23 protein-coding genes are annotated in these 25,619 nt (G+C 37.4%); 14 read left to right on the top strand and 9 right to left on the bottom strand.

The window, feature by feature from the left end:
- Nucleotides 1-359 precede the first annotated feature (359 nt).
- The 6 genes from F6K54_RS16800 to F6K54_RS16775 all read left to right on the top strand — a co-directional run bounded on the left by F6K54_RS16800 (nucleotide 360) and on the right by F6K54_RS16775 (nucleotide 3,993).
- The gene (locus F6K54_RS16800) at nucleotides 360-485 is read left to right on the top strand and encodes a photosystem II protein Y (protein WP_293079423.1); all 126 of its coding nucleotides are present in this window, start codon (nucleotides 360-362) and stop codon (nucleotides 483-485) included.
- Nucleotides 486-1,030: 545 nt separating this feature from the next.
- The gene (locus tag F6K54_RS16795; RefSeq protein WP_293079421.1) at nucleotides 1,031-2,602 is read left to right on the top strand and encodes a sodium:proton antiporter; all 1,572 of its coding nucleotides are present in this window, start codon (nucleotides 1,031-1,033) and stop codon (nucleotides 2,600-2,602) included.
- Between the two features lie 276 nt (nucleotides 2,603-2,878).
- Entirely contained in the window at nucleotides 2,879-3,145 is a 267-nt protein-coding gene (locus F6K54_RS16790; RefSeq protein WP_293079419.1) for a DUF1778 domain-containing protein, read from the top strand.
- A 90-nt stretch (nucleotides 3,146-3,235) separates the two neighbouring features.
- On the top strand, nucleotides 3,236-3,433 hold the full coding sequence (locus F6K54_RS16785) for a DUF2281 domain-containing protein (RefSeq protein ID WP_293079417.1): 198 nt from the start codon (nucleotides 3,236-3,238) through the stop codon (nucleotides 3,431-3,433).
- Nucleotides 3,434-3,550: 117 nt separating this feature from the next.
- A complete protein-coding gene (locus F6K54_RS16780) occupies nucleotides 3,551-3,793 on the top strand; it encodes a type II toxin-antitoxin system HicB family antitoxin (RefSeq protein WP_293079415.1) in 243 nt (80 codons plus the stop codon).
- Nucleotides 3,793-3,993, top strand: coding sequence for a hypothetical protein (locus F6K54_RS16775; RefSeq protein ID WP_293079413.1), 201 nt, complete (start codon nucleotides 3,793-3,795; stop codon nucleotides 3,991-3,993). The genes F6K54_RS16780 and F6K54_RS16775 overlap by 1 nt, the downstream gene beginning before the upstream one ends.
- Nucleotides 3,994-4,312: 319 nt before the next feature.
- Here the strand turns inward: F6K54_RS16775 and F6K54_RS16770 are convergent, their stop codons facing one another.
- From F6K54_RS16770 to F6K54_RS16750, 5 genes are all read right to left on the bottom strand, one after another.
- Complete coding sequence (locus F6K54_RS16770; protein WP_293079411.1) at nucleotides 4,313-6,409, bottom strand: tetratricopeptide repeat protein; 2,097 nt, start codon at nucleotides 6,407-6,409, stop codon at nucleotides 4,313-4,315.
- Nucleotides 6,410-6,523: 114 nt separating this feature from the next.
- A complete protein-coding gene (locus F6K54_RS16765) occupies nucleotides 6,524-6,982 on the bottom strand; it encodes a hypothetical protein (RefSeq protein ID WP_293079409.1) in 459 nt (152 codons plus the stop codon).
- Nucleotides 6,983-7,134: 152 nt separating this feature from the next.
- On the bottom strand, nucleotides 7,135-8,223 hold the full coding sequence (cobT, locus tag F6K54_RS16760) for a nicotinate mononucleotide-dependent phosphoribosyltransferase CobT (protein ID WP_293079407.1): 1,089 nt from the start codon (nucleotides 8,221-8,223) through the stop codon (nucleotides 7,135-7,137).
- 285 nt (nucleotides 8,224-8,508) lie between these two features.
- Nucleotides 8,509-9,168, bottom strand: coding sequence for a DUF2232 domain-containing protein (locus F6K54_RS16755; protein WP_293079405.1), 660 nt, complete (start codon nucleotides 9,166-9,168; stop codon nucleotides 8,509-8,511).
- A 530-nt stretch (nucleotides 9,169-9,698) separates the two neighbouring features.
- On the bottom strand, nucleotides 9,699-10,403 hold the full coding sequence (locus F6K54_RS16750; protein ID WP_202222707.1) for a Crp/Fnr family transcriptional regulator: 705 nt from the start codon (nucleotides 10,401-10,403) through the stop codon (nucleotides 9,699-9,701).
- Between the two features lie 878 nt (nucleotides 10,404-11,281).
- On the opposite strand from F6K54_RS16750, the gene F6K54_RS16745 reads away from it, so the two are divergent.
- The 6 genes from F6K54_RS16745 (at nucleotide 11,282) to F6K54_RS16720 (ending at nucleotide 18,195) form a co-directional block, all read left to right on the top strand.
- Complete coding sequence (locus tag F6K54_RS16745; protein WP_293079403.1) at nucleotides 11,282-11,611, top strand: helix-turn-helix domain-containing protein; 330 nt, start codon at nucleotides 11,282-11,284, stop codon at nucleotides 11,609-11,611.
- Nucleotides 11,612-11,761: 150 nt separating this feature from the next.
- Nucleotides 11,762-12,238, top strand: coding sequence for a transposase (locus F6K54_RS16740; RefSeq protein WP_293079401.1), 477 nt, complete (start codon nucleotides 11,762-11,764; stop codon nucleotides 12,236-12,238).
- Between the two features lie 24 nt (nucleotides 12,239-12,262).
- Nucleotides 12,263-13,999 carry a hypothetical protein gene (locus F6K54_RS16735; RefSeq protein ID WP_293079399.1) on the top strand — a complete coding sequence of 579 codons (1,737 nt, stop codon included), beginning with the start codon at nucleotides 12,263-12,265 and terminating at the stop codon, nucleotides 13,997-13,999.
- The gene (locus F6K54_RS16730; RefSeq protein ID WP_293079397.1) at nucleotides 13,996-16,020 is read left to right on the top strand and encodes a hypothetical protein; all 2,025 of its coding nucleotides are present in this window, start codon (nucleotides 13,996-13,998) and stop codon (nucleotides 16,018-16,020) included. The genes F6K54_RS16735 and F6K54_RS16730 overlap by 4 nt, the downstream gene beginning before the upstream one ends.
- Nucleotides 16,021-17,282: 1,262 nt before the next feature.
- A complete protein-coding gene (locus F6K54_RS16725) occupies nucleotides 17,283-17,978 on the top strand; it encodes a sugar transferase (protein ID WP_293079395.1) in 696 nt (231 codons plus the stop codon).
- A gap of 73 nt (nucleotides 17,979-18,051) precedes the next feature.
- Nucleotides 18,052-18,195 carry a hypothetical protein gene (locus tag F6K54_RS16720; protein WP_293079393.1) on the top strand — a complete coding sequence of 48 codons (144 nt, stop codon included), beginning with the start codon at nucleotides 18,052-18,054 and terminating at the stop codon, nucleotides 18,193-18,195.
- Between the two features lie 261 nt (nucleotides 18,196-18,456).
- On the opposite strand, the gene F6K54_RS16715 is transcribed toward F6K54_RS16720, so the two are convergent.
- The 4 genes from F6K54_RS16715 to ribE all read right to left on the bottom strand — a co-directional run bounded on the left by F6K54_RS16715 (nucleotide 18,457) and on the right by ribE (nucleotide 22,978).
- Nucleotides 18,457-19,125: an ester cyclase gene (locus F6K54_RS16715; protein WP_293079391.1), complete on the bottom strand. Its 669-nt coding sequence runs from the start codon at nucleotides 19,123-19,125 to the stop codon at nucleotides 18,457-18,459.
- Between the two features lie 377 nt (nucleotides 19,126-19,502).
- On the bottom strand, nucleotides 19,503-20,072 hold the full coding sequence (locus F6K54_RS16710) for a GNAT family N-acetyltransferase (RefSeq protein ID WP_293079389.1): 570 nt from the start codon (nucleotides 20,070-20,072) through the stop codon (nucleotides 19,503-19,505).
- Nucleotides 20,073-20,293: 221 nt separating this feature from the next.
- The gene (locus F6K54_RS16705; RefSeq protein ID WP_293079387.1) at nucleotides 20,294-21,859 is read right to left on the bottom strand and encodes an IS200/IS605 family accessory protein TnpB-related protein; all 1,566 of its coding nucleotides are present in this window, start codon (nucleotides 21,857-21,859) and stop codon (nucleotides 20,294-20,296) included.
- Between the two features lie 405 nt (nucleotides 21,860-22,264).
- Nucleotides 22,265-22,978: a riboflavin synthase gene (gene ribE / locus F6K54_RS16700; protein WP_293079385.1), complete on the bottom strand. Its 714-nt coding sequence runs from the start codon at nucleotides 22,976-22,978 to the stop codon at nucleotides 22,265-22,267.
- A gap of 291 nt (nucleotides 22,979-23,269) precedes the next feature.
- Here ribE and F6K54_RS16695 point away from each other — a divergent pair, with 291 nt between their 5' ends.
- Both F6K54_RS16695 and F6K54_RS16690 read left to right on the top strand, forming a co-directional pair.
- A complete protein-coding gene (locus tag F6K54_RS16695) occupies nucleotides 23,270-23,776 on the top strand; it encodes a bifunctional nuclease family protein (protein ID WP_293079383.1) in 507 nt (168 codons plus the stop codon).
- Nucleotides 23,777-24,170: 394 nt separating this feature from the next.
- Nucleotides 24,171-25,286, top strand: a complete 1,116-nt coding sequence (locus F6K54_RS16690; RefSeq protein ID WP_293079381.1) for an aldo/keto reductase — start codon at nucleotides 24,171-24,173, stop codon at nucleotides 25,284-25,286.
- Nucleotides 25,287-25,619: the final 333 nt, after the last annotated feature.

Raw genomic sequence — 25,619 nt, 5'->3', positions numbered from 1 at the left:
GGATTCCTACTGAGCCGTAGCTCTTCGGCGGGTTGACGCTTTGCTTCGCATAGCTGCCGCTAACACAGGGTGCTGCTTCCTTGGCGGTAGTCTGATGCTTCCCTCCACGTCCGCGCACGAGTTTCCGTTAGCGTAGCTCCTCCGGAGGAGGCGTGCCCCCCGGCAACTAATAACAGTTTAGCATATATCCAATTCACTTGCATACTCAAATAAAAAGTCGCCCTACAAGGGCGAGGCTTTAAACCCAATTTTTCGGTAAATGTTGCGCAAACCATTAAAAATTTTCCTCAAAGAACTTAATTTTAGATTAAGATGATAAGACAATGATAAATCTTTAAAAATCTTCAGGAGGGGAGTAAATGGAATTTGACTTTCGTTTGTTAATCGTTCTGTTTCCTATAATTGCTGCTGGTGGTTGGGCAGTATTCAATATTGGAGCTTTAGCCATTCAACAAGGGCAAAAGTTCTTAAACAAAGAAAATTAGATTCAACCTCAACTCTTTGCTAAAAAGCCGACTGTTTCTTACACTCAGACAACAGTCGGTATTTTATTGATTAGACATCTCCAGAAAAGAGGGAGTAGGGAGTAGGGGCGAATCGCGATTCGCCCGTACAGGAGTAGGGAACCCACCCCTCGCCCCTCCCCCTCCCAGGAGGGGAAGAATTGATAATTTCTGTGCGATAGTTGATTTTATTTTTTATTATTGGAGATGTCTATTAGAAATCTGCTGAAAAAGATATAGACTTTTTGTAAAAGTAGGGCATAGGAAATAGGGAACAGGGAAGATTTTTTTAGGAAAAAAACACGGAAAATGATTTTTTGAGTTATTAAACTCTAGTTTATAGCAAATAAAGGGCAAGTTTATTTTCTGGAGATATCTTTTATAGCGGTTTTCACATAGATAGACTACAGCGACTCAAGCATTTTTCTACTTCCTACTGCCTACTGCCTACTTCCTAAGTAAAAAGAATTTTGTAGTTTACTTAAATGAAAAGCGCTGTAATTTTATGCAAAATTTAGGGGTAATATATGGCTTTAGAAACTGCCGTAACTGAAACAGTGATTGAGCAAAATATAGAACAATTTCTGTTAGTTCTTTCTGTTTCTCTGAGTGTGGCAACTCTCTCACGAGTTTTTAGTTGGTTCCGTAGAATTCCCTTTACTTTATTATTAGTAATTGCCGGATTAGTTCTGGCATTCATTGATGTGAGATTAGTCAATTTATCTCCTGAATTAATCCTCGAAATTTTCTTACCTCCCTTATTATTTGAAGCTGCTTGGAATTTGAATTGGCGAGACTTAAAACGAGATTTAGTTCCAGTAGGATTTTTTGCAATTATTGGTGTAATTATTTCGGTAGTTGGTATTGCTTATGGTTTAAATTTTTTCACTGGAATTCCCTTAGCGATCGCCTTTCTCGTCGGAGCTAGTTTATCAGCAACAGACCCTATTTCTGTAGTAGCTTTATTAAAAGAATTAGGAGCAAGTAAACGCCTACGCACTTTAATGGAAGGAGAAAGTTTATTTAATGATGGTGTGGCAGTTGTTGCCTTTACTTTGCTAGTAGGAATTCCATTAGGAACAGTCGATAAATTTTCTATTTCAAACTCTCTATTCACTTTTCTTAGTTTTGTTGGCATCGGTATCGGTATCGGTTGCTTAATTGGTTTTGGTATTTCTTACCTCACCCAACGTTTTGATTTACCTTTGGTGGAACAGTCACTAACTTTAGTTTCTGCTTATGGCACTTATATAATAGTAGAAAAATTAGGAGGTTCGGGAGTTATTGGGGTTGTCACCGTTGGTTTAATTTTAGGTAACTTCGGTTCTCGCATTGGGATGAACCCCCGGACTCGATTAATAGTTAGTGAGTTTTGGGAATTTGTGGCATTTTTTGTCAATTCCATAGTGTTTTTGTTAATAGGCGATCAAATTCAATATTCGACTCTGGCAGATAATATAGTATTGATAGCAGTAGCTATTGGAGCAGTTCTTGCCACGCGAGCAATTTCGGTTTATAGTTTGAGTGCTTTGAGTAATTTGGTAGCAAAGTCAAATATTGGTTTAAAAGAACAAACGTTACTTTGGTGGGGAGGTTTACGGGGTTCTGTTTCTATTGCTCTAGTGTTGAGTGTACCTGTAGTTTTGCCTGGACGAGATGAAATTACGGCAGTTGTATTTGGGGTAGTATTGTTTACATTGTTGGTACAAGGTTTAACAACTCAGTCAATGTTGCAAGTATTGGGTTTAATAGGGGACCAACCGTTGCGTCAGGAATATATGGAAACGACTGCTCGCCGTGTAGCTTTAAAGCGAGTGCTTAATTATGTGTCTGACTTGGTTAGGTTGCAAGAAATTGACCCAGAATATTATCGCTATCAGGCAGAATTTTTGCAAAATGAATTGAAACAGTTGCAGGAGAAAATTGATAAGATGCAAGCAGAACATTCTCAGTTAGTAGCGCTGGATATGGAGTTATTACGGAAAGAGTTGGTAGATATTGAGGCGGAAACTTACGCTGAGTTTATTCGAGCAGGTAAGTTGAATAGTAATGTATCGCCATTGTTGGCAGAAGTATTTGCGGAAAAGGAAGATGAATAATATCATGTCCGGTTGAATACTCATAAAGAAACGACGGAGGAGTCAGGAGTCAAGAGGGAAGAAAGAAATTGGAACTGCTACCATTTTTTGTCTCCTGGTGGTCTAGGTTAGATTTAATTTTAACATATTGGGGTTGCTCCTTGCTTTATGTATGGCGTTCGCACCTATTTTCTGATAAATAAATAAAGCGATCACTTATTTATCAAAACTGTTGACAATCTGGGGAAGAAAAGGTATAATATAGAAATTGTTATGTTCAAAAATAGGTGAAGTCTTATGTCAGCAACAACAAATACTAAGAAAACGAATATAACTTTAACTCTAGAACCAGAACAAAAACAACTTTTAGAGCAGGCGGCTGCTTTGAGATGTTTGACTGTTAACGAATATTTGCTACTAATTGCTTTAGATGCTGCGAGTGAGGAAACAGCAGAACCAGAAGTTATTGTAGCAAGCGATCGCGACTGGGAGATAATAGAATCGGCTATTTTGAATCCACCCGCTGCTAACGAAGCTTTGAAGGCAGCAATTAACCAGTATTAGCAAGAGTATGGGAAGTGGTAGGTTATAAATGATTTTTTTGGGCATTGAGATGGCAGTTTTAAATTCTACAAGCAAAAACAAGAGGTAGACATGAACGTTCGCGAAGAAACTATTGCTAAAATTAATCAACTCCCTGAAGAACTTGTGCCTGAGGTCAATGATTTTGTCAGTTTCTTGTTGATGAAACACGACCGCGAGCGCTGGCAGTTGTGGGAGCTATTTGCCGAGGGTAAAAAATTAGCAGAATCTGATTTTTCTGATTATTTATCTAATTTGGAAGAGTTATGAGGAGCATTTAGCTCGTGGAGAAATTCAATGGTAAACCTTATCCGGTGCGTGGGGTGACTAAATACTTGCTAGATACTAACATCTTTACCTATTATTTCAATAGGATAGGAATAAACCATGATTCAAGAATATTTACAAAAAGCAATGCAGGCAGCTAACTACGAGATCCTGGAGGAGGATGAAGGTTTTTATGGGTCGATTTCTGGTGCTGCTGGCGTATGGGCAACAGGTAGCACCCTCGAAGAATGTCGCCAGGAATTATTGGAAGTTTTGGAGGAGTGGGTACTTATTGGTGTTGCAATGGGTCACGAACTCCCAGAGTTTGATGGGGTTAGTTTGAAAGTGGAGTCTGTCGCCTAATGCCAGTTTTTGGTCCTATATCTCGTCGCGAGTTAATTGTTGCATTGAGAGCGACAGGTTTTTCCGGTCCTTATTCTGGAGGAAAACATCAATTTATCAAAATTATTGGGTCTAAAACCACGCCTTTTAAGGCGAAATATTTTTGGAGCGAAACTCAAATACCCTACTTCCCTTCCTGGGAGGGGCGAGGGGTGGGTTAACTTCTGACTTCTGACTTCTGACTTCTGACTTCTGACTTCGTTAAGGTGCGCGATAGTTTGCGAGTTCGCATTCCCAACCCTCATCAAGGAGACATCAGCAGGAATTTACTCAGACGCATTTTAATGCAAGCGGGTATTTCTCAAGATGAATGGGAAAGTTTGTAATTAGAGAAGACAATCGCTCTTTTCAGGAGTTTTAAAGTAGGCGATCGCTCCAGTTTTGACTATTCTACAAAAAAAGCTCATCCTGTCACTGGTAGGGAAGCAGGGAAAACAATTAATTTTCGTTGATATCTCCTTGATAACTGATCACTAAAACTTAGTTCTCCATCTGCGAGATAATCTGCAAACTCATTTCATTAGATAACTCCCCTTGACGATTTTCGTTGGCAACTTTCTGTAAAAAAGATTGATAGTTTTGCCGAGCTTTCTCAGTATGGGGATGGTTTTCTCCTAGCTGCGAAACAAACATAGTTACGGCTTCTAGGTACAGTGATTCTGCTTCCGTGTATCGCCCTTGGGAGTCGTAAAGACAAGCTAGGTTATTGAGGCTGATCGTAATATCTGGATGTGCATATCCTAGCTTTTGTTTGTATATCTTCAAAGCTTCCATATAAAGAGGTTCTGCTTCTATGTAGCGTTCTAAAGAGTAGTAGAGAAAAGCCAGATTGTTGAGACTTCTAGCAACAGATGGGTGGTCGATCCCGAGTAGTTGCCTTGTCATTTCTAAAACTTCTATATACAAATTTTCCGCTTCTGTGTATCGCTCTTGAGATTGATAGAGATTTGCTAAATTATTCAGACTTCTAGTAACGGATGGATGTGCTTTTCCTAGTTTTTTTTGATAAATCTTTAAAGCTTTTAAATATAGAGTTTCTGCTTCCTTGTATCTGCCTTGGGAGTAATAAAGGAAAGCCAAATTGTTAAGGGTTGTAGCAATGTTTGGATTTTCTGTTTCTAGTATCTGTTGATATGTGTCTAATACTTCCAGATATAAAGCTTCAGCTTCCATATATCGTCCCTGGGAATCATAGAGATTAGCCAAATTGTTAAGAATAGTAATAGAGGGGTGTGTTACTTTTAACTGTTGTTTATAAATTTCTAAAGCTTCTATATACAAAAGTTCTGCTTTCGTGAATTTGCCTTGGGAGTAATAGAGAAAAGCCAAATTGTTGAGGCTCCTAGCAACATCTGAGTGCCTCGGTTCCAGACGACTTTGGGCTTTCTTTAAACACTGCTCGCACCAGGGTATAGCTTGCTCATACAATCCTTGACTATCATAGAATCTGCCCAAACCAATAAAAGGCAAGATTAAATTGTCATCGGTTAACCAATCAGTCAGGTTGACAGCAACTTCCTCAAGATGAGGAATCGCGGGTTCAAACCCTAAAACCTGCTCACGAGTTAGTGTCTGGGGAATTTCATCTGCCACTGCTACCACCGCCTGAGAAAAACTTCGTTTCATCTCCTCAACCGAGTTTGACTCAGACAACTTCCCTCTGAAAAATTCTCGAATCAATGGATGCAGTTGATAGCTACCTCCTTCCAACCGTTGCAGCAGACTCGCACCAACCAAACTACTTTGCCAGTCCTCCAAATCTTCCTCATCCACCTCCGCTAAACACCCCTCAACCAACGACCAAGGAATCACCGCTGGAGCAAACAGACTCAACAGCCGCCCCAACTCCCGCTCATCCTCATCCAACTCTTGCCAGCTCAATTCAAAAGCAGCAGAAACTCCCCGCTCTGCAGTCATATCTTGAGAAAATCGCTCCAGAGATTTATGCTCTAACCGTTTTGACTGCAAACGTTGCCTTGCTTTTGCCAAAGACAAATCCGGTTTCCGCTCCAAATAACGTGCCACCAGCTCCAACCCCAAAGGCAAAAATCCCAGATCGGCACACAACGCTTTTGCCTCTTCTCGCTCTCCTTGTATCCGCGTCTTGCCAACAAAAGAAACCAACAATTCCAAAGCTGCATCCTCATCCAGCACTTCTAACTCTAACCTGTGGAAAAATTGCCCCAAGTATTTTTGACGGGTAGTTATCAACACCTTAAACCGAGCTTCCCCAGGAGGTAGAAAATCCGAAATCTCCTGATAATCAACCACATCATCAAAAATTACCAGCACATCACCCTGCAACCAATTACGCCAACAATAACGCACCTGAGTCTGCAAGTCACAATCTTCTGGAGGATCTAAGTTAAGTTGTGACTTAGCAAAATTAACAATCTGAATTCCCACATCCACACCACGCCCCTCCAACCAACAAACCCCGCCAGAATAAGTCTTTTGCTGGAGGTGATGACGAGCATATTGGAGAGCAAGTTCAGTTTTACCGATACCACCCATACCAGTAATAGAAGTAATTGCTACTCGTTCAGTTGTTTGTAACTGTTGGTGTAGGATATCCATTACCTCATCCCTACCAACAAAATTCTTAGCACCACTCCGGCGACTAAAATTTTCAGGAATGCCTTCTGGCAGTTGGGTACTTTTCTTTGTCGGTGCCCCTCCCGACGACCCCAGTCAAAAGGTAACACTACCATTAATAGTAGAATCTTTAATTACCTCAGTATGACCTACAAATTTCCCACTAATAGTCTTTGCCTGAAATAAAGCATTAATTTTCTCAGCAGTTACTCCTTGAGACTTAATTTTTTCAATCTCAGCCTCAATATTTTTCACATCCTCTGGACTTTCCTGTTTTGCCACTTCAACCACATCAATAACAGCTTGCTTAACTTCCGGGTCTTCATTAGCAGCAGCTTCCAACTCTTTTATGGCCCGGTCGAAATCTACAGGAAAAGCTTCTGTTTCAGCAGATTTCAAAGCAGGCAAAGTTCCCGTAGGCTTTCGTTGTATGAGTTGCCACAACTTACCTGCTTGCTCCAAAGTCTTTTCCCCTAAACCTTCCCCTGTCTTTTCCACATATTTAGTTAAAAAAGAATAGGCGATCGCTACTAGGCCAACTTCTATAGGTTCCATTTTCTATACTCCTTGTTGATATGTTGATAATTATAAATAATATTTATCTGGGCTGCTATTTCCAAGTGTGGGGAGGGTGGGGCCAAAAACTCAGACAATGCCAGATTTCTCCCTCTTCCTTCTTCCTTCTTCCTTCTTCCTTCTTCCTTCCACTACAAAAATAAACTTTCAACAGCTTGAAGCAACTGCACTTGACTCCAATCTTTATATAAATGAGCCGCGATCGCACATCCTCCACAACCCACACCTTCTTTAACATATCCCTGTTCATAAGCTCGTAGTTGAGCATAACAAGACTCAGCAAAACTAAGTTGTGTTGCCATCAAAGGCACAAAACCAATTTCTCTTGCTAACCCCACAGTATCCCCTGTCGGATCTTCAGCAACCCATCGAGTTGTTCCCACTACAATATTCTCAGGCAACCAAGATATAGAATATTTTGCTGCTAACGCTTGCATCAAAGCATAAACAGCTAACATTTGCGTACCACCAGCTAACATCACCCCTACTTTGAGACTTGCTTTCATTGCCATTCCTGCTACTACTATTTGCATCGGATCTCCCACCGCAGCGACCAATTTTAGAGGTTGTGAAAACAGGGGTACAGAATTAAAACCAGAAGCTTGTAAACCCTGACGCACCACAGCCAACTTTTGAGTATGATTACATTGAGGATGACTGCTATTAACTTTGCCCACAGCAGCAATACCTAAACCCAACAAAATTGCTAAAGCAGTAGTTGTACCTCCAACCACACATTCTCCTAAAATTAAATAGCTATCTTTTGCTTCGGCAGCTAACTTACATCCCCAACTCCTTCCAACTTTTAGTAAATGTTTCACAGTTGCCATGTCTAAAGCATGACCAGAAGTTAAACAACGAGCTGGAGTACCTCCCAAATCAATTGTTGGTACAGTAGGTTGATGAGTTAAACCAGCATTAAATAAGTAGAAAGGAATATTCAGAGCATCAACAATTGCTTTTGTGATTAAAACTGGAGATGCACCTGCATCAAGGGGTGGTAATGGATATTTTGGTTGTGGTTGAAAACCATTATATAAAAATTCTACATCTGCCAAACAAGTATATTGGCGGTCTTTTGGAGTCGCCCCTGCTGCAGAAATTACCGGAATTAGACCTGTATCTGTAAATCCTAATATACAGCCAAAAATTGGTTGGCATCTCCGATACCTTTGCAGCCAATTTTTACCCTGTTGCACCTGAGTATAAACACGAATCATTAATTATTAGTAAATTTAGGTAATAGACTATTTAGATATCTTCAGAAAATAGGGAATAGGGAATAGGGAACAGGGAACCCACCCCTAACCCCTCCCAGGAGGGGAATAATTGATAATTTATGGATAAAATTTATTTTATTTTTGATTTTTGGAGATGTCTATTATACCAATAAGTGGGGTGGGTATCCTGCCTGCCCAAAAATATCAGGAACGGGCAAGATGCCCATTCCACTTTTTTATTTTTGGAGCTACTGATAACTGATAACTGATAACTGATAACTGAAATTACTCATAATCAAGCAACACACTTACCCATTTAGGAGGTCTAGGAATAGGGTTGCCGATCCTGTCTAGTAACAATAAAGCTACCAAATGTACAACAAATAAATACACAATATTATTCACAAGTACCATAACTAAAGCAAGTGCTTGAATTAATGGCAAACTAGGTTGAGCTAATAATCCCAATTTGATAAATACCCATTCTAGGAATTCTGTAACTTGTGTAGTTAAATATATCCAAAGGTCTTGTCCCAACAAAAGTGAAAGTAACCAAAATCGAAAAAAGAAACCAATAGAGCCGAGTATAGAACCTAAACCAATAGAAGTTAACCAATTTCCTCCTCGTTTCCATACCGCCCCTAACATTACTCCCATGAAACCGAAAGGAATAACAAATAAAATACTACGAGTTGGCCCCATAAGCACAGATAAAAGTAATCCTGATACTGCTGCGCCCATCCAAGCGGCACGGTTCCCCCATCGTAAATATAGTAAAGCAATTGGTACTGGGAAGAAAACTCTTAATAAGGGTCCCAAGGGAAAATAATAATTGATAAACCAAATTAAACTAGCTGTACTGGCCAGAAAAGCTGTTTCTACTAGAACTATTGGTTTATCTTCTTTGTTGGTGGATAACGATATTCGATCTGAAGTTGTTTTCACAGAATTGCTTTGGCCTTATAAATTTTGGTTATTAAAATTTAATTTACTTTTGATCTACTTCTGAATTAAACGGCGTTGCTGATTTGATATAGCGCTGTGCGCAGGCAACAGGCAACAGTTCATCTGGCAACAGGCAACCCACCCCTAACCCCTCCCAGGAGGGGAATAAAAAACGGATAATATAAGACTTTTAGCTATTTGGTCTTTCCTGCAATTTGTAAATATACCAGCGCTCATTGCTATATATGAAATTCAATTAGTGGTAAATTTTCACCTAAAACAATAGACATCTCCACCAAAAGAGGGAACAGAGAACAGGGAACAGGGGGAAATAATTGATAATTTATGGATAAGAATTGATTTTATTTTTAATTTTTGGAGATGTCTAATAGTGGAAATTATATCTATATTCTGACTCTAAAGTCACCGAAAAATTCTTTTCTGTCTCCTGTCTCCTGTCTCCTGTCTCCTGACTCCTGACTTCTGTCTCCTGACTTCTGTGAAATCATACATTTATTTAGCAACGCCGACTAAACAAGTGTACGTTCCAATGCGTGTATATCAGGAATACATAATGTATCGCGATCGCGCTTGATTAATGACTTTTTTTCTAACTTACTTAAGACTCTAGTCACTGTCTCTCTGGCCAACCCACTTAGACTACTTAGCTCTCTATGAGGCAAATTAGGAATTTCTTTTCCTTGTTGAGAATCTATACCTTGTCCCTCTGCTAGAAATAGTAAAATATCTGCTACCCTAGCCTGAGCATCTGCTTCTCGTAGTCTAAGTCGTCGATTCACTTGTCGTAGACGTCTGGCCATTAATTGGGCTAATCTAATTCCTGCTGTGGGTTCAGTATGAATTAGATGAGCAAAGTCCTGAGCTGGCATATTACCAATTAATGTGGGGGCCAAGGTAATTACGTCAGTGGAGCGAGGTACTTCATCTAAAGCGGCCATTTCTCCAAATAATTCGCCTTTACCTAAAATATTCAGGGTTACTTCTTTACCATCCAAATTATAGGTGCGAATTTTTACCCACCCATCCAGAATGAAGTATACAGATGTCCCCCAATCATTCTCCAGTAAGATTACCTGATTTGGTGGATGTTGACGACTGACCACATGAATGACTGCTTTTTCTAATGCTTCTTGTGGTAAACCCTCAAAAAATGAGGTAGATAGCATTAATTCTTTAATATTTAATTGGGGGTCGCGATTATACCTTTCTTCCATAAAGTTATTTTTTCCATATTAATAGGGCAGTATATTTAGCCCACAGAGCAACTATAAATTTATAATTAAAATTAATACATATTATGTTAGTAGCTAATTGGCCGATTTTAAATATTTTGAAAGTCAACTACTTTGTGGAAGTTATGACAGGGCTTTTACAGTATGGTAGTACATTAATATTCGTACAGGATTTGTCAAAAACCCAAAAATAAATGTTATTACCTATGTAGTAGATATAGTAAAGTCAATGTCTTTAAATTATTAATTTAATCATATCCTGCTATTGCCACATAGGGCTATACATTAGACGAATCAAACTCGTCTAAACTGTCGTAGTCTAGTAAGAAAGGAACTCTCTTATAGATGGCATAGTTGTCCAGAATGTAAATATGAGGCTGATAGAGACGTAGCTTCAGCATAGGAAATCTTTCATTAATTGATACATAGATAATGAATAATGGATAATTAACTTTGGTTAAAACCGTTACGGAATTGAATATAAGGAAATCTGATTTATTTTTTCTCCTTGCTCATGAGAGGCTTTAAACCTAGATTCGATTAATTATCAATTATTCATTATCCATTGGTATTAGTACCCAGGGACTCTGGGGCCAATAAATAGGCTGTCAAGTCGGGCTGTCGGGGACTTTTTATCTAGACAAGGGACGCAGGGCAGCAATGTCCAACAGTGATGTGGGAACTCCGCGCTGTACTTAGTAGAAGTCATTGTCGGGAGGATGCCACAGTCAGTTATGCTCTCATCAGTTTTATCTAATGTTGGCTTTTATACCCGCGCTCTCCCGAAGGGGAGCGTCGTATGGGAATGCCAACCCATACTATAATAAAACTACGAGCGTGTTAGTAATAGGTCGAAAACATTGAAAGCTAGATATAAATATCGTATCTACCCTAATCATGTCCAAATAATTAGATTAAATCAATTATTTGGATGTTGCAGATATGTTTGGAACAAAAGTTTAACACATTGCAATCAACTGTATGTTAACGGGGCTAAAAGACCAAGCTATGTTGATTTAACCAAACAATTCATAACACAAGCTAAAAGAGAATTACTTTGGTTAAAAGAAGTTGCTTCAACTCCATTACAACAGTCTCTCAAAGATTTAGACCGTAGGGGCGAATGGCCATTCGCCCCTACAAAAACTTTTTCAATAGTTGCAAAGGTAAAAGAAAAGGAATCAAGGTAAAACCACCTAAATTCAAGAGTAGAAAGTCAAAGCAAACTGCCAGATTTGTTGGTGCTAATTACCTGATTAATCAAGATAAAATCTATCTGCCAAAAGTAGGCAAGATTAAAATAGTTTGCAATACGAAAATTGCCAAGCCAGCCTACATCTATGACTATAATTAAAGATTCAGCTAATAGATATTATGCTAGTTTTGTTGTAGAAATTAATCCTGAATCTTTGCCTAAAACTGATAATTCAATCGGAATAGATTTAGGCATTTCGACATTTGCAACATTGAGCAATGGAGAGAAAATATTAGCTCCTAAACCTCTTAAAAAGAACTTGAAAAAGTTAGCTAAGTTTCAGAGAAAGTTTGCCAAGACTGAGCCAGGCAGTAAACGTCGTGAAAGACAAAGACTGAAAATAGCTAGACTGCACGCCAAAATTAAGGATATTTCCTTTCCTTCGGAATGCTTCCCTACGGGATGCTACGCAAACGCAAACGGAATGCTGCGCAAACGTACAGACTTCCTTCATAAATTGTCTACTAATTTAGTCAAGAAATACGACACAATTGTACTTGAAGATTTAAACATCCCGCGCTGCAGGTGCAGGTCAACGTCGGGAGGATGTCAAAATTCTTAATGATGAGTGACAAAGGTGAAACTCTTGAATTTCCAGAATAAGCAAATCAAATCAATAATTAGTGAAATAGATGAGGTGCTAAATCAGCCTAGCACTAAAAATTCTCCTCAAGTCCTAGAAAAAACACTCAGAAAATCTCAGAAGGCACTACAGCAGGTGCTGAACTATCTGAGTCAGAATGTGGATACAATTCCAAGTCTACAGCTACTCTCTGTTGACCAACCTTCAAATTCGGAAGATATTATTGACCAGACGACAAAGCAACATCCACAACAGTTAGAAGAGTTTTTGACTCCTATTAATCGCTATTTACAAGAAGATTTTCAAATTCTTAAAGAACAACGACGAGCTTTGCAAGAAGAAATTAGGCAACTTGAGAAGCAAAGAAAAGATAATTATTCCCTAGCTCAACAATATGCTAAACAGGAGCAAATTATCTCTGAGTTTTCTCAAGCTTTGCTTGGCCCAGTGCAAGAAACGTTGGTGGAACATTTGTCTCAGTTAACCAACCAACATTCATATCCGACTCAGAGCGCTTTACCTATTAAGCAAAATCTCGATCCACAGACTTCTAATAATATTGAACCTTCTGAGATGGTGACAAGTTCAGAGAATAGACTGGGAGAAGACCATAACTTAGATGGCTCATTTATTGATGAGTTCAATACAGAAGATAATGAAGAAACACAGCTAAAGCCAGAAAATTTTATAGCATCCTCTCATATTAGTCCTGAAAATATTGAAAATCAAAAACTATCTCCTCAAATCAATGAATTATATGGGTCTAACAATACAGATGTATTTCCTTATCCAGGATATGAGTTTGTGTCTAAAGTAAATAAAGAATCAGAAACAACTGAAGCAGATAGCTCAAACCCTCAAGAATCATCTATTCAAAATGAACTTAATTTTGATAAAGAGCAAGATTTAGAAGTTATTAAAAGTCAAAATGAGCAAGATCAAACTTTTGCTCAACTAGAGGCTCCCAGTTTTGAAGAAAATAACACAGAATGGCAAAAATCTCAAAGTTATACTGCTAAAATAGAAAATACAGAAATAGCAAATATGGTTGAATTACCACTAAATTATGACTCAAAGTTAGGCAATTCAGAAAATGTAGAAAACACTGAAATTATCGAATCTCTCAGTAATCTCTTTGGTGAATTAGAGATAAATGAAGCAGAAACTAATCAATTAATTGCTTCTCTAGAACCTAAGCAAGAAAAAATAAATTACAGCAATAAATCAGAAGAAGAAGAGTATCTTCAGGCATCTGCTAAAGAAAGTCTCTTGCCAGTACAAGAATCAGATGAAAAACAAGATATAGAATTATTATTAGATACTAATACCCTTAATGATTTGCGTTCAGATTTAGAAAGTTTAGAAGAATTTGACTTAGATGAGTTAGCAGACGATCCACAACAAACTGAACTCCAATTAGGAGAATATTCACCTGCATCTTTAGCAGAAAGTAATGCTGAATCGACTAATGATTCTATGAGTTCAACTTCAGAAGCAAAACTTAATAACTTAGAGGGTTTATTTGTAGATATTGCTGAGGTTTCAGAAAAATCAAATCTAACGAACCAAGAAAATACTAGCAATTCAGCAGAAAATACAGAAAATGAACAAATTATAGAAGATATTTTAGATAACTTAACATCTTCAACAGAAGTAGAATCAACAGACACAGATGAGCAAGAATTTTTACCTCTAGAAATCCTACTTAAAGACTTTCCAGAGACAGAAAAAAAAAATTGAATTCCTTAAAAGAGACTGACGCAATACCGAAGAAAACACCTTCACTATGGTATTTAGGAATTGACTTTGGTACTACAGGTATTTCAGCAGCATTATTGAATCGTAGCAGCAGTGAAATTTATCCTATATATTGGGAAAGGGTAGCAACTAAACCAGGGTTAGATATTACTGAAACAAATCAAGAATTTGCTCTCTCAACAAAAATAGTTCAAACAACATTAAGTTCTAATACAAAAACAAAAATATATAAGTTACCATCAACTTTATATGTACATCAAAAGTCATCTAAACAGAAAACTATAGAAGAAAAACCCTTATTAGTACAAAACTTGAAGCCTGCTTTAAAAGTTACTATTCCTTACATTTCGATTAAATTTGAAAAACAAAAATTTCAAGAAAAACCAGATAAATCTTTTCTTCTAGATTCTAACTTTGTTACTACAACTGCCCATGAACCAGTTCTGCAATTGTCTGAACATCAACAAATTCCTCTCAAGTTAGCTCATCAAGGATTAGTAACTTTATTGACAACCCTTCAGACCCAAGCTTTTGTCCAAGACTCTATTTCTCTAACTGATGAAGAAACTCAAACAATAATTACTTTACCTCATGATTATACTTGTGGCGCAGTAGGATTAGACCAAGAAACATTTGTTTCCGCTTTGGCACAATTAAAATGTGTGTTGATGGGTAGTCCAACTAATTGGCCAGAAGCCTATCACTTCAATCTCAGAGAAGCAGTTTTAGAAGCAGGTCTTGTCCAAAATGTCAATCAAGTAATTGTAGTTGAGGAGGCGATCGCTACTGCCCTATCAGAATTAACTTCAGTAACAGCAGATCCAAAAACATCTAATACCTCAGAATTTAGAAAGGGCAAAATTTTAATTGTGAATGTGGGAGCAACCACAACAGAAATGGCCTTAGTTAATTTCCCTGATGATGGCCAAAATTTAACTTACTCTCACTTCCATTGCCATAGTTTTGCTTATGGAGGTCAGGCCCTAGATCAAGATATTGTTTGTCAACTATTACTAAAAAACGAAAATATTTCGCCCCAGGCCCAGAAAGAAAAGAATCAAGAACAATCTACTCAATCATGGCCACGACCAGGCTATCCAGATTTATCAATTAGGTATCAACTACAGCAATGGTTACAAAGTTCATCCTATAAACAAGAATTATTAGCAGCAGCTCGTAATTTAAAAGTAATTTTGCCATCTGAAAAAGAATTTATTTTGAATATAGGCGATCGCCAATGGCATTTACAACAACAAGATTTAGAAAAAAAAGTATTAGGACCTTTTATACAAAAATTAAACCAGGAGTTAAATAATTTTTTGAGTAGGGTGGGAATATCTCCTGTGGGAATTAACCGCGCTTTATGTACTGGAGGTAGTGGAAGTTGGAACGGGATATCTCGTTGGTTACGTCAAAAATTATCTAATGCAATTATTGTTCAAGATGCAAAAGTTAATTCTCAAAATATAGAGTTAGAGCAGGAAAAGTCGCAGGGATCGGATAATTGTTTATCTGAGATAGAAGATATTAAATTAACTATAGGTAGGGTTGCTTATGGTTTAGCTATCTTACCTCTTTATTCACAAATTATAGATATACGTCAACAACAATACAACGACTATTTTTTACTTTGGGAAATACTACGAGTTTTTCCAGATCGTCCTTTATCTCTAAAGGAAGTTTATCAATTATTAGAGAAACAAGGAATAAATACTCGTGTTTGTCAGGAGAACATCAAGACTATTTTAGACAGTAAATTACCTCCTGGTTTATTGCCTTCAGAGGAAGATGTCATGCTATTGAGTGAAGTTTCTCGACAAAATTCTGACTATCAAAGTTTGAGAGCAAAGCCACTTTTTTCCCAAGAAACTGATGGTAGTGGATATTGTTTGAGTGGCGAACAAGCAGAATATTTAAGAGAATACTTAAATAAGTTAGTGGCTAATACTAGGCAAAAATTTGAGGAACCCACATTGTCATCTCCGCGCTTTAGCGACGGATAAACAGAACTCAGCCATAGCTCTTCGGCTGGTTGACATCTCTTTAGGATGCTGCTCACAATGCATTAGTCTTAGGCTCTCCTCCACGTCCGTTGAGAGTTTCCGCAATAGTTAGGGCTTGCTGAAAAAGTCTTTTTTAAGGAGTAGGGGAGCGGGGGAGTAGGGGAGTAGGGGAGTAGGGGAGTAGGGGAGTAGGGGGAATAATTTTTTTTGCCCAACTATGCGCTCCTTAATGCGCTCCTTTTTGAGCGTGAAGAGCTAAAAACCAAGGTATTTCAGACCGAAAAAGGCTAAAACCTTTATCTGGTAATTGTTTGAGATTTATTCAGCAAACCCTAGTTAGGGCTTGCGCTCATACAGCAGTTTTTATTTCAGTAGACCCCAGTAGGGACGTTGCATGCAACGTCCCTACTGGGTTTTGGTTATGGCGATGTGGTTCATCAATTTGAAAAGCGCTGTAAAGCTAAAAGTCAGCATAGCTTACGGTAATGGAGCTGTTTATATTCAGTTGATCTCCCAGTTTAAGGCTCTTATTTGCCTCAAAATACTGAAATTTTCTTCTGAAATTCAAGAAAATTTCTTCACATAAAATGACCGAAACCGTTGCCTGTTCCCCCCATCTCCGCGTCTCCGCGTCTCCGCGTCCCCACGTCCCCGCGTCCCCCCATCTCCGCGTCCCCGCGTCCCCACGTCCCCGCGTCCCCGCGTCCCCCCATCTCCGCGTCTCCGCGTCCCCACGTCTCCGCATCCTACCCCCACCAACCAATTTATTCAGCAGACCCTAATTTTAGATGGGGTTTCTGAACCCAAAAAGCTTGTAGACACTGTATATACAGGGTTTTATATCCTTGTATACAGGGTTTTATATCCTTGTTCCCTTCGGTAACAGGCAGCGGGAACAGAAGTCATAAATCCCTTCTACCTTCTGCTTCCTGCTGTTTATTCTTAAAAAAGTATCTCAGGATTTCTAAGTATAAGTGATTGTATTAAATTACACTTTTTTTTTGTGATTTGGATTACATTATCTCTAAAGACACAAGAAGAAATAAAAAGCAAATCTTTTAGTATACATAATTTTCTTTTTATTCCCTAAAAATTAATTAGGAATTAGCTAAACCACACAAAAACTTTAAAAAAATGACTAATATTTATGAAGATTCAGTAAAGTTAACTATATAACTCTACCGCTCTGAACTTAGCTACCCTAGAATAAAGGTATAAAAGTTTTCCATGAATTTAGAACATGATTTCAGAGTGCAAGTCTTATGAATACATCTAACTTATCAATCTCCTCAAATATGAATTCTCTAGTTCTAGAACACAAATACTCAGCTAACTTATACAAACAAGTAGCTCATCCCTCTGTCAATAGTCCAATCAAGCGCCTGATTGATATTGTAGGAGCCTTAGTCGGGTTAGCGATCGCAGGAGTACTTGCAATTCCTGTACTTATATTCATGCAATTTGATGGTCCTGGACCGCTATTTTTCAGTCAGGTTCGCTGTGGTTTTAAGGGTCAAACTTTTTGGATCGTGAAGTTTCGTTCAATGGTTGTTGATGCAGAAAAACTGAAGCACCTAGTCAAAAATGAAGCAAAAGGTAACATCTTTAAAAATGAGAAAGATCCTAGAATAACTCGTATAGGCAGCTTTCTGCGTCGGACTAGCTTAGACGAGCTACCTCAATTCTGGAATGTTCTCAAGGGAGATATGAGTTTAGTGGGAACTCGCCCTCCCACTGTGGATGAAGTCAACAATTATGAAGCTCATCACTGGCGCAGACTTAATGTCAAACCTGGTATAACTGGAGAATGGCAGGTTAATGGTCGCTCTAGTGTGAAAGACTTTGAAGACATAGTGCGTATGGATATTGACTATCAGCAAAAATGGTCTATCGCATATGATCTCAAGTTAATATGGAAAACTATTTGGGTAGTATTTAATAAGTCAGGTGCGTGTTAGTTCTACTTTTTTGTTCGCAGTTCAATGTCGCGTTTCTCAGAAATTAAGTCAATAGGTGGAAAAATTTACAAGTATGTCCGAAGTAACTGTAATGAAGTGGAAGGTTTGTGCAGCAGTTGGGATCGAAAGTAATATCAAAGGTGCGTTATATAGTAAGGTTGATGAGTCCCTAACTACTACCGCTACGCGGAAGTTAAAAATCAAAAGTATTGCTTAGTAAAGCTTTTAGAATTTTGTAACTTGTCAGTTATTTCCGCCATCCTGCACTACTATCTTTCCTAGCACAGAGCTTCCACATATTAGCAGTTATGAAAAGGTTTGATCAGTTTTTCGGTAAACTATTATTGCTCTAAAATAGGCATGAGTTTCTCTAACAAGATGGGAGAAAGGTACTCCCACTGTCAATAATTAAATTTTGACAGACCTCTACTTTATTTTTTTTGTTGAATTATAGCCTAATTATAGTTAAATAATTCTCTTATTTTTGACTATGAAATGGGCAGCCACCAGCCGTTAAATCTTTGATAAATTTACTATTATCAAAATAATGCTCTACAGACACAATTTTTAAGTCTTCAGTTACTCTAGCAAGACTCATACCAATAATTTCGATTGTTTCGCCAGTAGGTTGGTAGTCTTTAAAATTACCTTTAAAAGTTCCCCAATGTCGCCATTTAAATGTAACATTTGGCGGTCCAGAAAGTACTTCTATTACTTCCCAAAGAAATCCATTGGGAAAAGCTGTAAGAAAAGTTTCAAAGGATGATTTCAAGGTTTCTTTGTCAGGGTCATAATATTTGTTTTTACTAATAAAAAGGTTATATGTTCCCTGTTCTGCTGTTTCTTGAGCAGTATATTCTTTTCCTCCATTACTACTCATACGAAATTTATCGGCAACAACAGATAACCACTGTTCAGGATTAGTTTTATTAGATGCTTCCATCTCAAAAGTTCTGACTAGGTTATGAGCGATCGCTTCTAAAGATCCTTCTGGATGATCATATTTACTCTCTTGTTGAAAAACTTGATCATTATGAGAATAATCTGGTCGTTTTCCGCCTCGCCATTCCACACCTGTATCATTAGAAATTACTTTTTCTCGGTCTTGCACCCATAAGGGTAGATTTGTAGAATTAGTATTACTCATGTAATTTTTATTCCTATGAAGTACAAAATTTTTGATTTTAGAGAACATACAACAAGATAAAAAAAAGTATAATCCCTTACTTTATCTGCCAGAAAAATACTATATTTGTCCTCAACTATCTGAGTGAATTCAAACTTTGATTAATTTACTAGATTATTTTTTGCGACTATGGTTTATCACATAAAAATTTAATTTTTATAAAAAAATTGTGGTTGGTGAATCAAACTATGAATTAAGATATTTGGACGAACAGTAATCAAGATATGAATTATAAATACCCCTTTCACTACTTGCTCCTGAACAACCCATGAACGAACTAATCTTTAGAGAGGTTTCAAGCAACTATTCCCTATTCCCTATTCCCTATTCCCTATTCCCTAAGCACAAAAATCATCCTTACTCAAACTATATTTAACACCTTGTTGCTGAGATTCTGAATAAACAAAATTTCGCTCAAATTTTAATCCCACTTTTTCCATCACTCGAATAGATGCTTTATTTTCTAACAATGCACTTGCTGCTACTTGCTGTATTTCCCACTCTAAAAAACCTTTCCTAATTAAAGCTTTTCCTCCTTCAGTTGCATATCCTCTTACCCAAACTTTTCTTTGTAAGCGATAACCGAGTTCTATATCATTCTCTTGATACAATGCTGCTCCCATATAACTATCTAAACCTGGTCTAAAATGAAACCAACCAACAAATTTATTACTTAACTTTTCAATAGCTGCCCAAAAACCATAACTCTGATATTGTTGGTAATACCTGAAAACTTTAGGCAAAAATTCATTTTTAATCTCATCGTAGCTTGTAGGTGTTCCTGAGCGATCGCCTAATTTTGTATATCGAGTTACTTCTGGATCGCTATCCAACTCAAATAATAACTCTGTATCCGCTTCGGTAAACTCTCTTAAAACTAATCTTTCTGTCTCTAGAAAAATCTTCATTATTTTAAGCAATATGATTTGAGTTGTGAGATATTGGAAACTTTTAGGGAACAGGGAACAGGGAACAGGGAACAGGGAACAGGGAACAGGGAACAGAGAACAGAGAACAGAGAAGAAGAAAAAACGTATTATTATAAATATAATAATTGCTATATTCTACACCTTCTTGAAAACTAGACAAAGCTAGACATTTGCCATCTGGTGAGGTGCAAATGATTTGATTACTCACCCGTTTCAATGTGTACTTGCTGTGAAAGTTGATGTTCCGCCCACAAACTATGGGTTAGGATTCCCTCAAGGACTTTCCTCCATTGAAAAAGTTGAGTCCGGCGAATACGATGTAGTTTAATAAAACTAGCAACTCGTCTCCAGTGACTCCAATCATGTTTGTTGACATCCTCCGGTCTCAACAAACATTTGGGTATTTTTTCTGATAATTTTAATGCTCTACGGCCAATTACTAAAGCTGCAGCAGTGCCACTATTTAGGCCGTATTTAGCCATATAATTAATCATTCCAATTACGCTAGTAAAAGCTGGATTAACTTTAATTAATTCAACTCCAAATCTTCTACAACGTGACAATATAGCTTCCCTAAACATTCCCGTAGACAAATTGGAAAGCATCTCATTATAAACTTTACTTTCCTCGCTCATCTTAGATTTTTTCTTGGTAAAATCCAGAGACTCAATAGCAATAGCACATTCAAAAAATTCTGCTAATTTCACAACTTGACAAACAATATTTCTCATGGATGCTTGCCGTTGTCCTGTTGTTTGATTTTTCCATTTATACGGGATTTCTTCTAAATATTCAATATTTCCATCCCATTTAACATAAGCAACTGAAATTGATTCTGCATTAAAATCAAGACCAAGACAACCATTTTTTCTAGTATGAACTACTGGTATTTCTTGTACATAAGTTGAAAGATGTATATACCAATTATCCTGTTTATGTTCTCTACGAAAAATAGAAATTGTAATTGGTTTTAAACTGTTTATGGCATAATCTAAATCTGTTTCTCTATATCGACCATTCCTATCTGAAACTGAAAATTCTAACTGTATTTTCTGACCATATTTATCCTGTAATGGTCTCGGTAGTTGAACTTGTAATTTATATAACCCATCCTCTTGTAATGGGAAAACTTTGAGCATAGTTCCACCCCCTGGCTGAGATTTTCCTACACAGAAAAATCTGCCTGAGCGTTTTTTTCTCCAATAATCACCCCATTCTTCTTGGGTTTTATATCCATTTTCTGCTAAATTATGTTGAGCATTAAATAATTTCTGTGAGCCAAAACAAATATGTAAACGTTCTGTATTTTTTAACTGCTTTAATTTTCGTTTCAGACTAGCTATTTTCTGAATTTTACTCTTTAAACCTAGCAATTGATGAAAAAATTTATTTCGGGCTTGTAGATGCGGAAAACCTTTTTTTGTTGCTAATTTTAATGTTTTTTCTAGTTTAGTGATGAGTTTTTTGGCAGCAGTTGTTTTAGCTTGAATTTGTAATTCTAATTTAGTGATATTGTTATTCTTAGCTGTTTTTAATTGGTTTAAACATGTTCGTGCTTCAGTGGCGATTGAATCAGCCCATGCCCATTGGATGTTAAACCGCTTCATTAGACGCTTTTCTACTTCTGATTCTGACAACTTCTCAGTTTGCATCCAGTTAACAGCAGAACGTTTCCAGGATTCATACAATGCTCCGAGTTCTGTGTTTGCAGGATGGTATTCAATTTTGGCTTCTATCCCTGTTAAGGAACCGTGAGATTTGGCCATTACTTACATTGAATTACTTCACTCTAAGGTTAGCAGAGCAAGTCTTTGGGTGTCAATCATATTTGTGATAGCTTTGACATGAACTCAAGTTTCGTGTCAGGTTCCTAATTTTTCTGCTTTAGATTGTCTCACATCCTAGACATTTTGTAGATGTTTGTCCAGGATAGTCTATATTTTTTGGTGTTAGTAAACAACAGTTTTAAGGAACACCTCAATTCTCACAACTGATTCTTGACTCCTGACTCCTACCTTTAGCAAAAGACTTTCCATACGCAAACCCTAATTATTTCGTAAAACTCAAAAATAAAATCAATTATTATCCATAAATTATCAATTATTTTCCCCTACTCCCTACTCCCTACTCCCTACTCCCTGTTTTCTAGAGATGTCTAATTTCCCCCCATCTTAAATAAAACCGTTTTCGCTCAAAAATTCTGGTGTAATATCTTTAAAACTATTAACATGAGAATTTCCTACCAAAACTGAATGGTTATTAGAGTTCTGATGTAGAAACTTAGCCACATATTTACCAAGAATATCTACCTCAATATTCACTAAACTACTTGCTTTTAAATGACACAGGTTTGTTTCATTGAAACTGTGGGGAATAACTGCCACTTCAAACCAGTTGCCACCCACATCACAATCAGCCACAGTTAAACTAATACCATTAACTGCTATACTCCCTTTAGATACAATATAGGGAGCTATCTGACGTTGCCACCTGTCGTCCTTTATTTGTGAAGCTGTAAATCTCATTTCCCAGGCATTAATTGTTTCCACAGAGGTTTCCAAGCGTCCAACCCCGTCAATATGACCAGTAACAAAATGGCCTCCTAACTTACTACCTGCTCGCAATGAAGTCTCAAGATTAACATATCTATCCGATATTTGGCCTAATGTACTACGTTGTAAGGTCTCAGGTGATACGATCGCCACAAATCCTTGAGCTAAAATGTCTATTACTGTTAGACAAACACCATCTACAGCTACACTATCACCAATGGCCAAATCTTCCAAGATTATTTTACTGCCACTAGATGATGCCAGAGAAACTAAAACTTGGCTTTCTTCTAAAAGCTTAATTTTTCCTAAAGCTTGAATCAATCCTGTAAACACTGTTTTTCCTCTGATTAATTAATTAAAGATTAGTTAAATTTTATGAACGCAAAGTCTATCAATATTCCGTGAGCAGCAATGCTAGTCTTGAAATTACACGTTTTTTATATCATGGTGAGCCATTAGTCAAGGAAGACACCATATTCTCAAAAATCGAAGATAATAAATAAATGTAAAAATGACTCATATAGGTAAATATCAATTCATACTAAAAATGACTCGATCCTTATCTATACTTAACTTACATTCTATATATCTTGACAAAAACTATTATAAAATGAGGCCGAGCCAATGATTGAAATGAAAGTTGCTGGAATAGCATTGGATGCATCAACACGCAATCCAATCGTATTGTTAAGAGATGGTAAAGAGAGACGTGCTTTGCCCATCTATATAGGTCAAGACCAGGCCAAAGCAATTATTAGCGCTCTGGAAAACCATCAGCCACCACGTCCATTGACTCACGACCTCACGGTTAGTATTTTAGAATCACTTAGTGGGGTGCTGGAAAAAGTAGTAATTCACTCATTGCAAGATAACACGTTCTATGCAGCGCTGATTATGAAGCAAGGAGAAACTAAAAAAGAAATTGATGCTAGGCCCAGTGATGCAATCGCTATTGCTCTCCGCACCAATAGTCCCATCTGGGTAATGGAAGAAGTCGTAGCAGATGCCTCAATTCCAGTAGACCGAGATGCAGATGAGGCAGAAAGGCAAGCCTTTAGGGACTTTATATCAAAACTTCGCCCTGAAGATTTAATCAAACGTGGTGGTTCTAGTACTGGTGGATTATCATAATACCATTTTAATAGAATTGAAAATGCAAAAGTCAAAAAAGATTTATTTAGCTGAAAACTTTTGAAAGTTTATTTGAACCGAAAAATTTGGGTCTGAAGTCTCCTCTTTATAAGAATAAGAAGATAAAAAAAGAGGATTTTATATTTTCAATCCCAATGCTTTCCTAGATCATGCTGCGCAAACAGCTAGAGGTACTGATAACTGATAACTGAAATAACCTTGGCCAACTAATAAATATTAGTTAGGACTTAGGTATGGCCTATGACAGATTCTATTATATTGTTTGATTCACTTAAAACTTATAGGCATTATAGGCAAACTGCTATATTTAGAATAGCTAAGGAGAAGCGATCGCTAAATAGCAAAACTAAAAACTAAAAACTAAAATATATAGGTGCACTACCGCAGGTTTGGCAAAACGAACTTAAACCTCTCAGTTTTTTCCTTGGGAACTATGCGATATTTGGTATCTCAGGAAAATGCTGTAGAAACGATCGAGCAAGCTGTGAATATGGGAATTAATCACATAGAAACAGCTAGAGGTTATGGTAAAAGTGAAAAATATCTGGGTGCAGCCTTAGTTTCTGAGCTACAGCGTACCCAACTTTATATCACAACAAAAATTACACCCACAAGAGATGTTGGTTTAATAGAGCGCTATATAAATGAATCTCTAGAAAACCTAAACACAGACTATTTAGACTTTTTGGCTATTCATGGCATTAATACTTGGGAACATTTAGAAATTACCCATCATGGAATTAAAGCACTACATAAAATGATCGATGATGGGCGAGTTAGACACATTGGTTTTTCTACCCATGGCCCTTTAGATGTAATTTTAGCGACTATTAATACCGACTTTTTTCAATTTATTAACTTACATTACTACTACTTTTTCCAACATAATGCCCCTGCAATAGAGTTAGCTAAACAAAAAGATATGGGCATTTTTATTATTTCTCCAGCAGATAAAGGTGGGCAATTATATACACCATCTTCTACCCTTCAGGAATTGTGTCAACCTTTTTCCCCATTGGAATTAAATTATCGATTTTTATTAAGTGACCCAAGAATAACAACCCTCAGTGTGGGTGCTGCTAGGCCACAAGAATTAGAATGGCCTCTGAGTATTAGCGATCGCACACAACCTCTCACTCCTCAAGAAGTTGAGATATTTCAGCGTTTGGAAACTCAAGCTTCAACAAAGTTAGGTACAGAAAAATGTAGCCAATGTTATGCTTGTTTGCCATGTCCAGAAAATATTCACATTCCAGAAGTCTTGAGATTAAGAAATTTGAGTGTAGCCTACGATATGACAGAATTCGGTAAGTATCGATATGGGATGTTTGAAAATGCAGGTCATTGGTTTCCAGGTAACAAAGGAAGTCGATGTACTGAATGTGGAGAGTGTTTACCCAGATGTCCGGAAAATTTAGATATACCAAATTTATTGAAAGATACTCATCAAAAACTTAAGGGTTCCTCTGGTCGTCGGTTGTGGGAATAATTAGGGTTTGCGTATGGAAAGTCTTTTTGATCTTTGTAGGGAGTAGGGACCCACCCCTCGCCCCTCCCTCTCCCAGGACTATGCTTTATAAACATCTTTCTTAACATAATACTTGACAAAATAGACAAATTATGTTTAAGACTTTAAAAACCTTTTCCTAGAGAGAAAATGTATTTAAAAGTACATTACTTTTGAATAGTTAAGTAGTTTTACTTAGATAGTATGACTATTTCTCCCTTCTCCCCTGCTCCCCTTCTCCCCTTCTCCCCTTCTCTCCGTGTCCCCGTGTCTCCGCGTCTCCGTGTCCTCGTGTCTGAGGAGTTCCTTATAAGA

The organism is Okeania sp. SIO3B5, from assembly GCF_010692555.1.
In the GTDB taxonomy this organism is placed as follows: domain Bacteria; phylum Cyanobacteriota; class Cyanobacteriia; order Cyanobacteriales; family Microcoleaceae; genus Okeania.
This window is presented reverse-complemented; position numbering and strand designations above follow the sequence as displayed.

Bases quoted from the DNA above. Each gene is read 5' to 3' on its own strand.
- F6K54_RS16800 (WP_293079423.1), top strand. From the start codon at position 360: ATGGAATTTGACTTTCGTTTGTTAATCGTTCTGTTTCCTATAATTGCT.
- F6K54_RS16795 (WP_293079421.1), top strand. From the start codon at position 1,031: ATGGCTTTAGAAACTGCCGTAACTGAAACAGTGATTGAGCAAAATATA.
- F6K54_RS16790 (WP_293079419.1), top strand. From the start codon at position 2,879: ATGTCAGCAACAACAAATACTAAGAAAACGAATATAACTTTAACTCTA.
- F6K54_RS16785 (WP_293079417.1), top strand. From the start codon at position 3,236: ATGAACGTTCGCGAAGAAACTATTGCTAAAATTAATCAACTCCCTGAA.
- F6K54_RS16780 (WP_293079415.1), top strand. From the start codon at position 3,551: ATGATTCAAGAATATTTACAAAAAGCAATGCAGGCAGCTAACTACGAG.
- F6K54_RS16775 (WP_293079413.1), top strand. From the start codon at position 3,793: ATGCCAGTTTTTGGTCCTATATCTCGTCGCGAGTTAATTGTTGCATTG.
- F6K54_RS16770 (WP_293079411.1), bottom strand. From the start codon at position 6,409: ATGGATATCCTACACCAACAGTTACAAACAACTGAACGAGTAGCAATT.
- F6K54_RS16765 (WP_293079409.1), bottom strand. From the start codon at position 6,982: ATGGAACCTATAGAAGTTGGCCTAGTAGCGATCGCCTATTCTTTTTTA.
- cobT (WP_293079407.1), bottom strand. From the start codon at position 8,223: ATGATTCGTGTTTATACTCAGGTGCAACAGGGTAAAAATTGGCTGCAA.
- F6K54_RS16750 (WP_202222707.1), bottom strand. From the start codon at position 10,403: ATGGAAGAAAGGTATAATCGCGACCCCCAATTAAATATTAAAGAATTA.
- F6K54_RS16740 (WP_293079401.1), top strand. From the start codon at position 11,762: ATGACTATAATTAAAGATTCAGCTAATAGATATTATGCTAGTTTTGTT.
- F6K54_RS16725 (WP_293079395.1), top strand. From the start codon at position 17,283: ATGAATACATCTAACTTATCAATCTCCTCAAATATGAATTCTCTAGTT.
- F6K54_RS16720 (WP_293079393.1), top strand. From the start codon at position 18,052: ATGTCCGAAGTAACTGTAATGAAGTGGAAGGTTTGTGCAGCAGTTGGG.
- F6K54_RS16715 (WP_293079391.1), bottom strand. From the start codon at position 19,125: ATGAGTAATACTAATTCTACAAATCTACCCTTATGGGTGCAAGACCGA.
- F6K54_RS16710 (WP_293079389.1), bottom strand. From the start codon at position 20,072: ATGAAGATTTTTCTAGAGACAGAAAGATTAGTTTTAAGAGAGTTTACC.
- F6K54_RS16705 (WP_293079387.1), bottom strand. From the start codon at position 21,859: ATGGCCAAATCTCACGGTTCCTTAACAGGGATAGAAGCCAAAATTGAA.
- F6K54_RS16695 (WP_293079383.1), top strand. From the start codon at position 23,270: ATGATTGAAATGAAAGTTGCTGGAATAGCATTGGATGCATCAACACGC.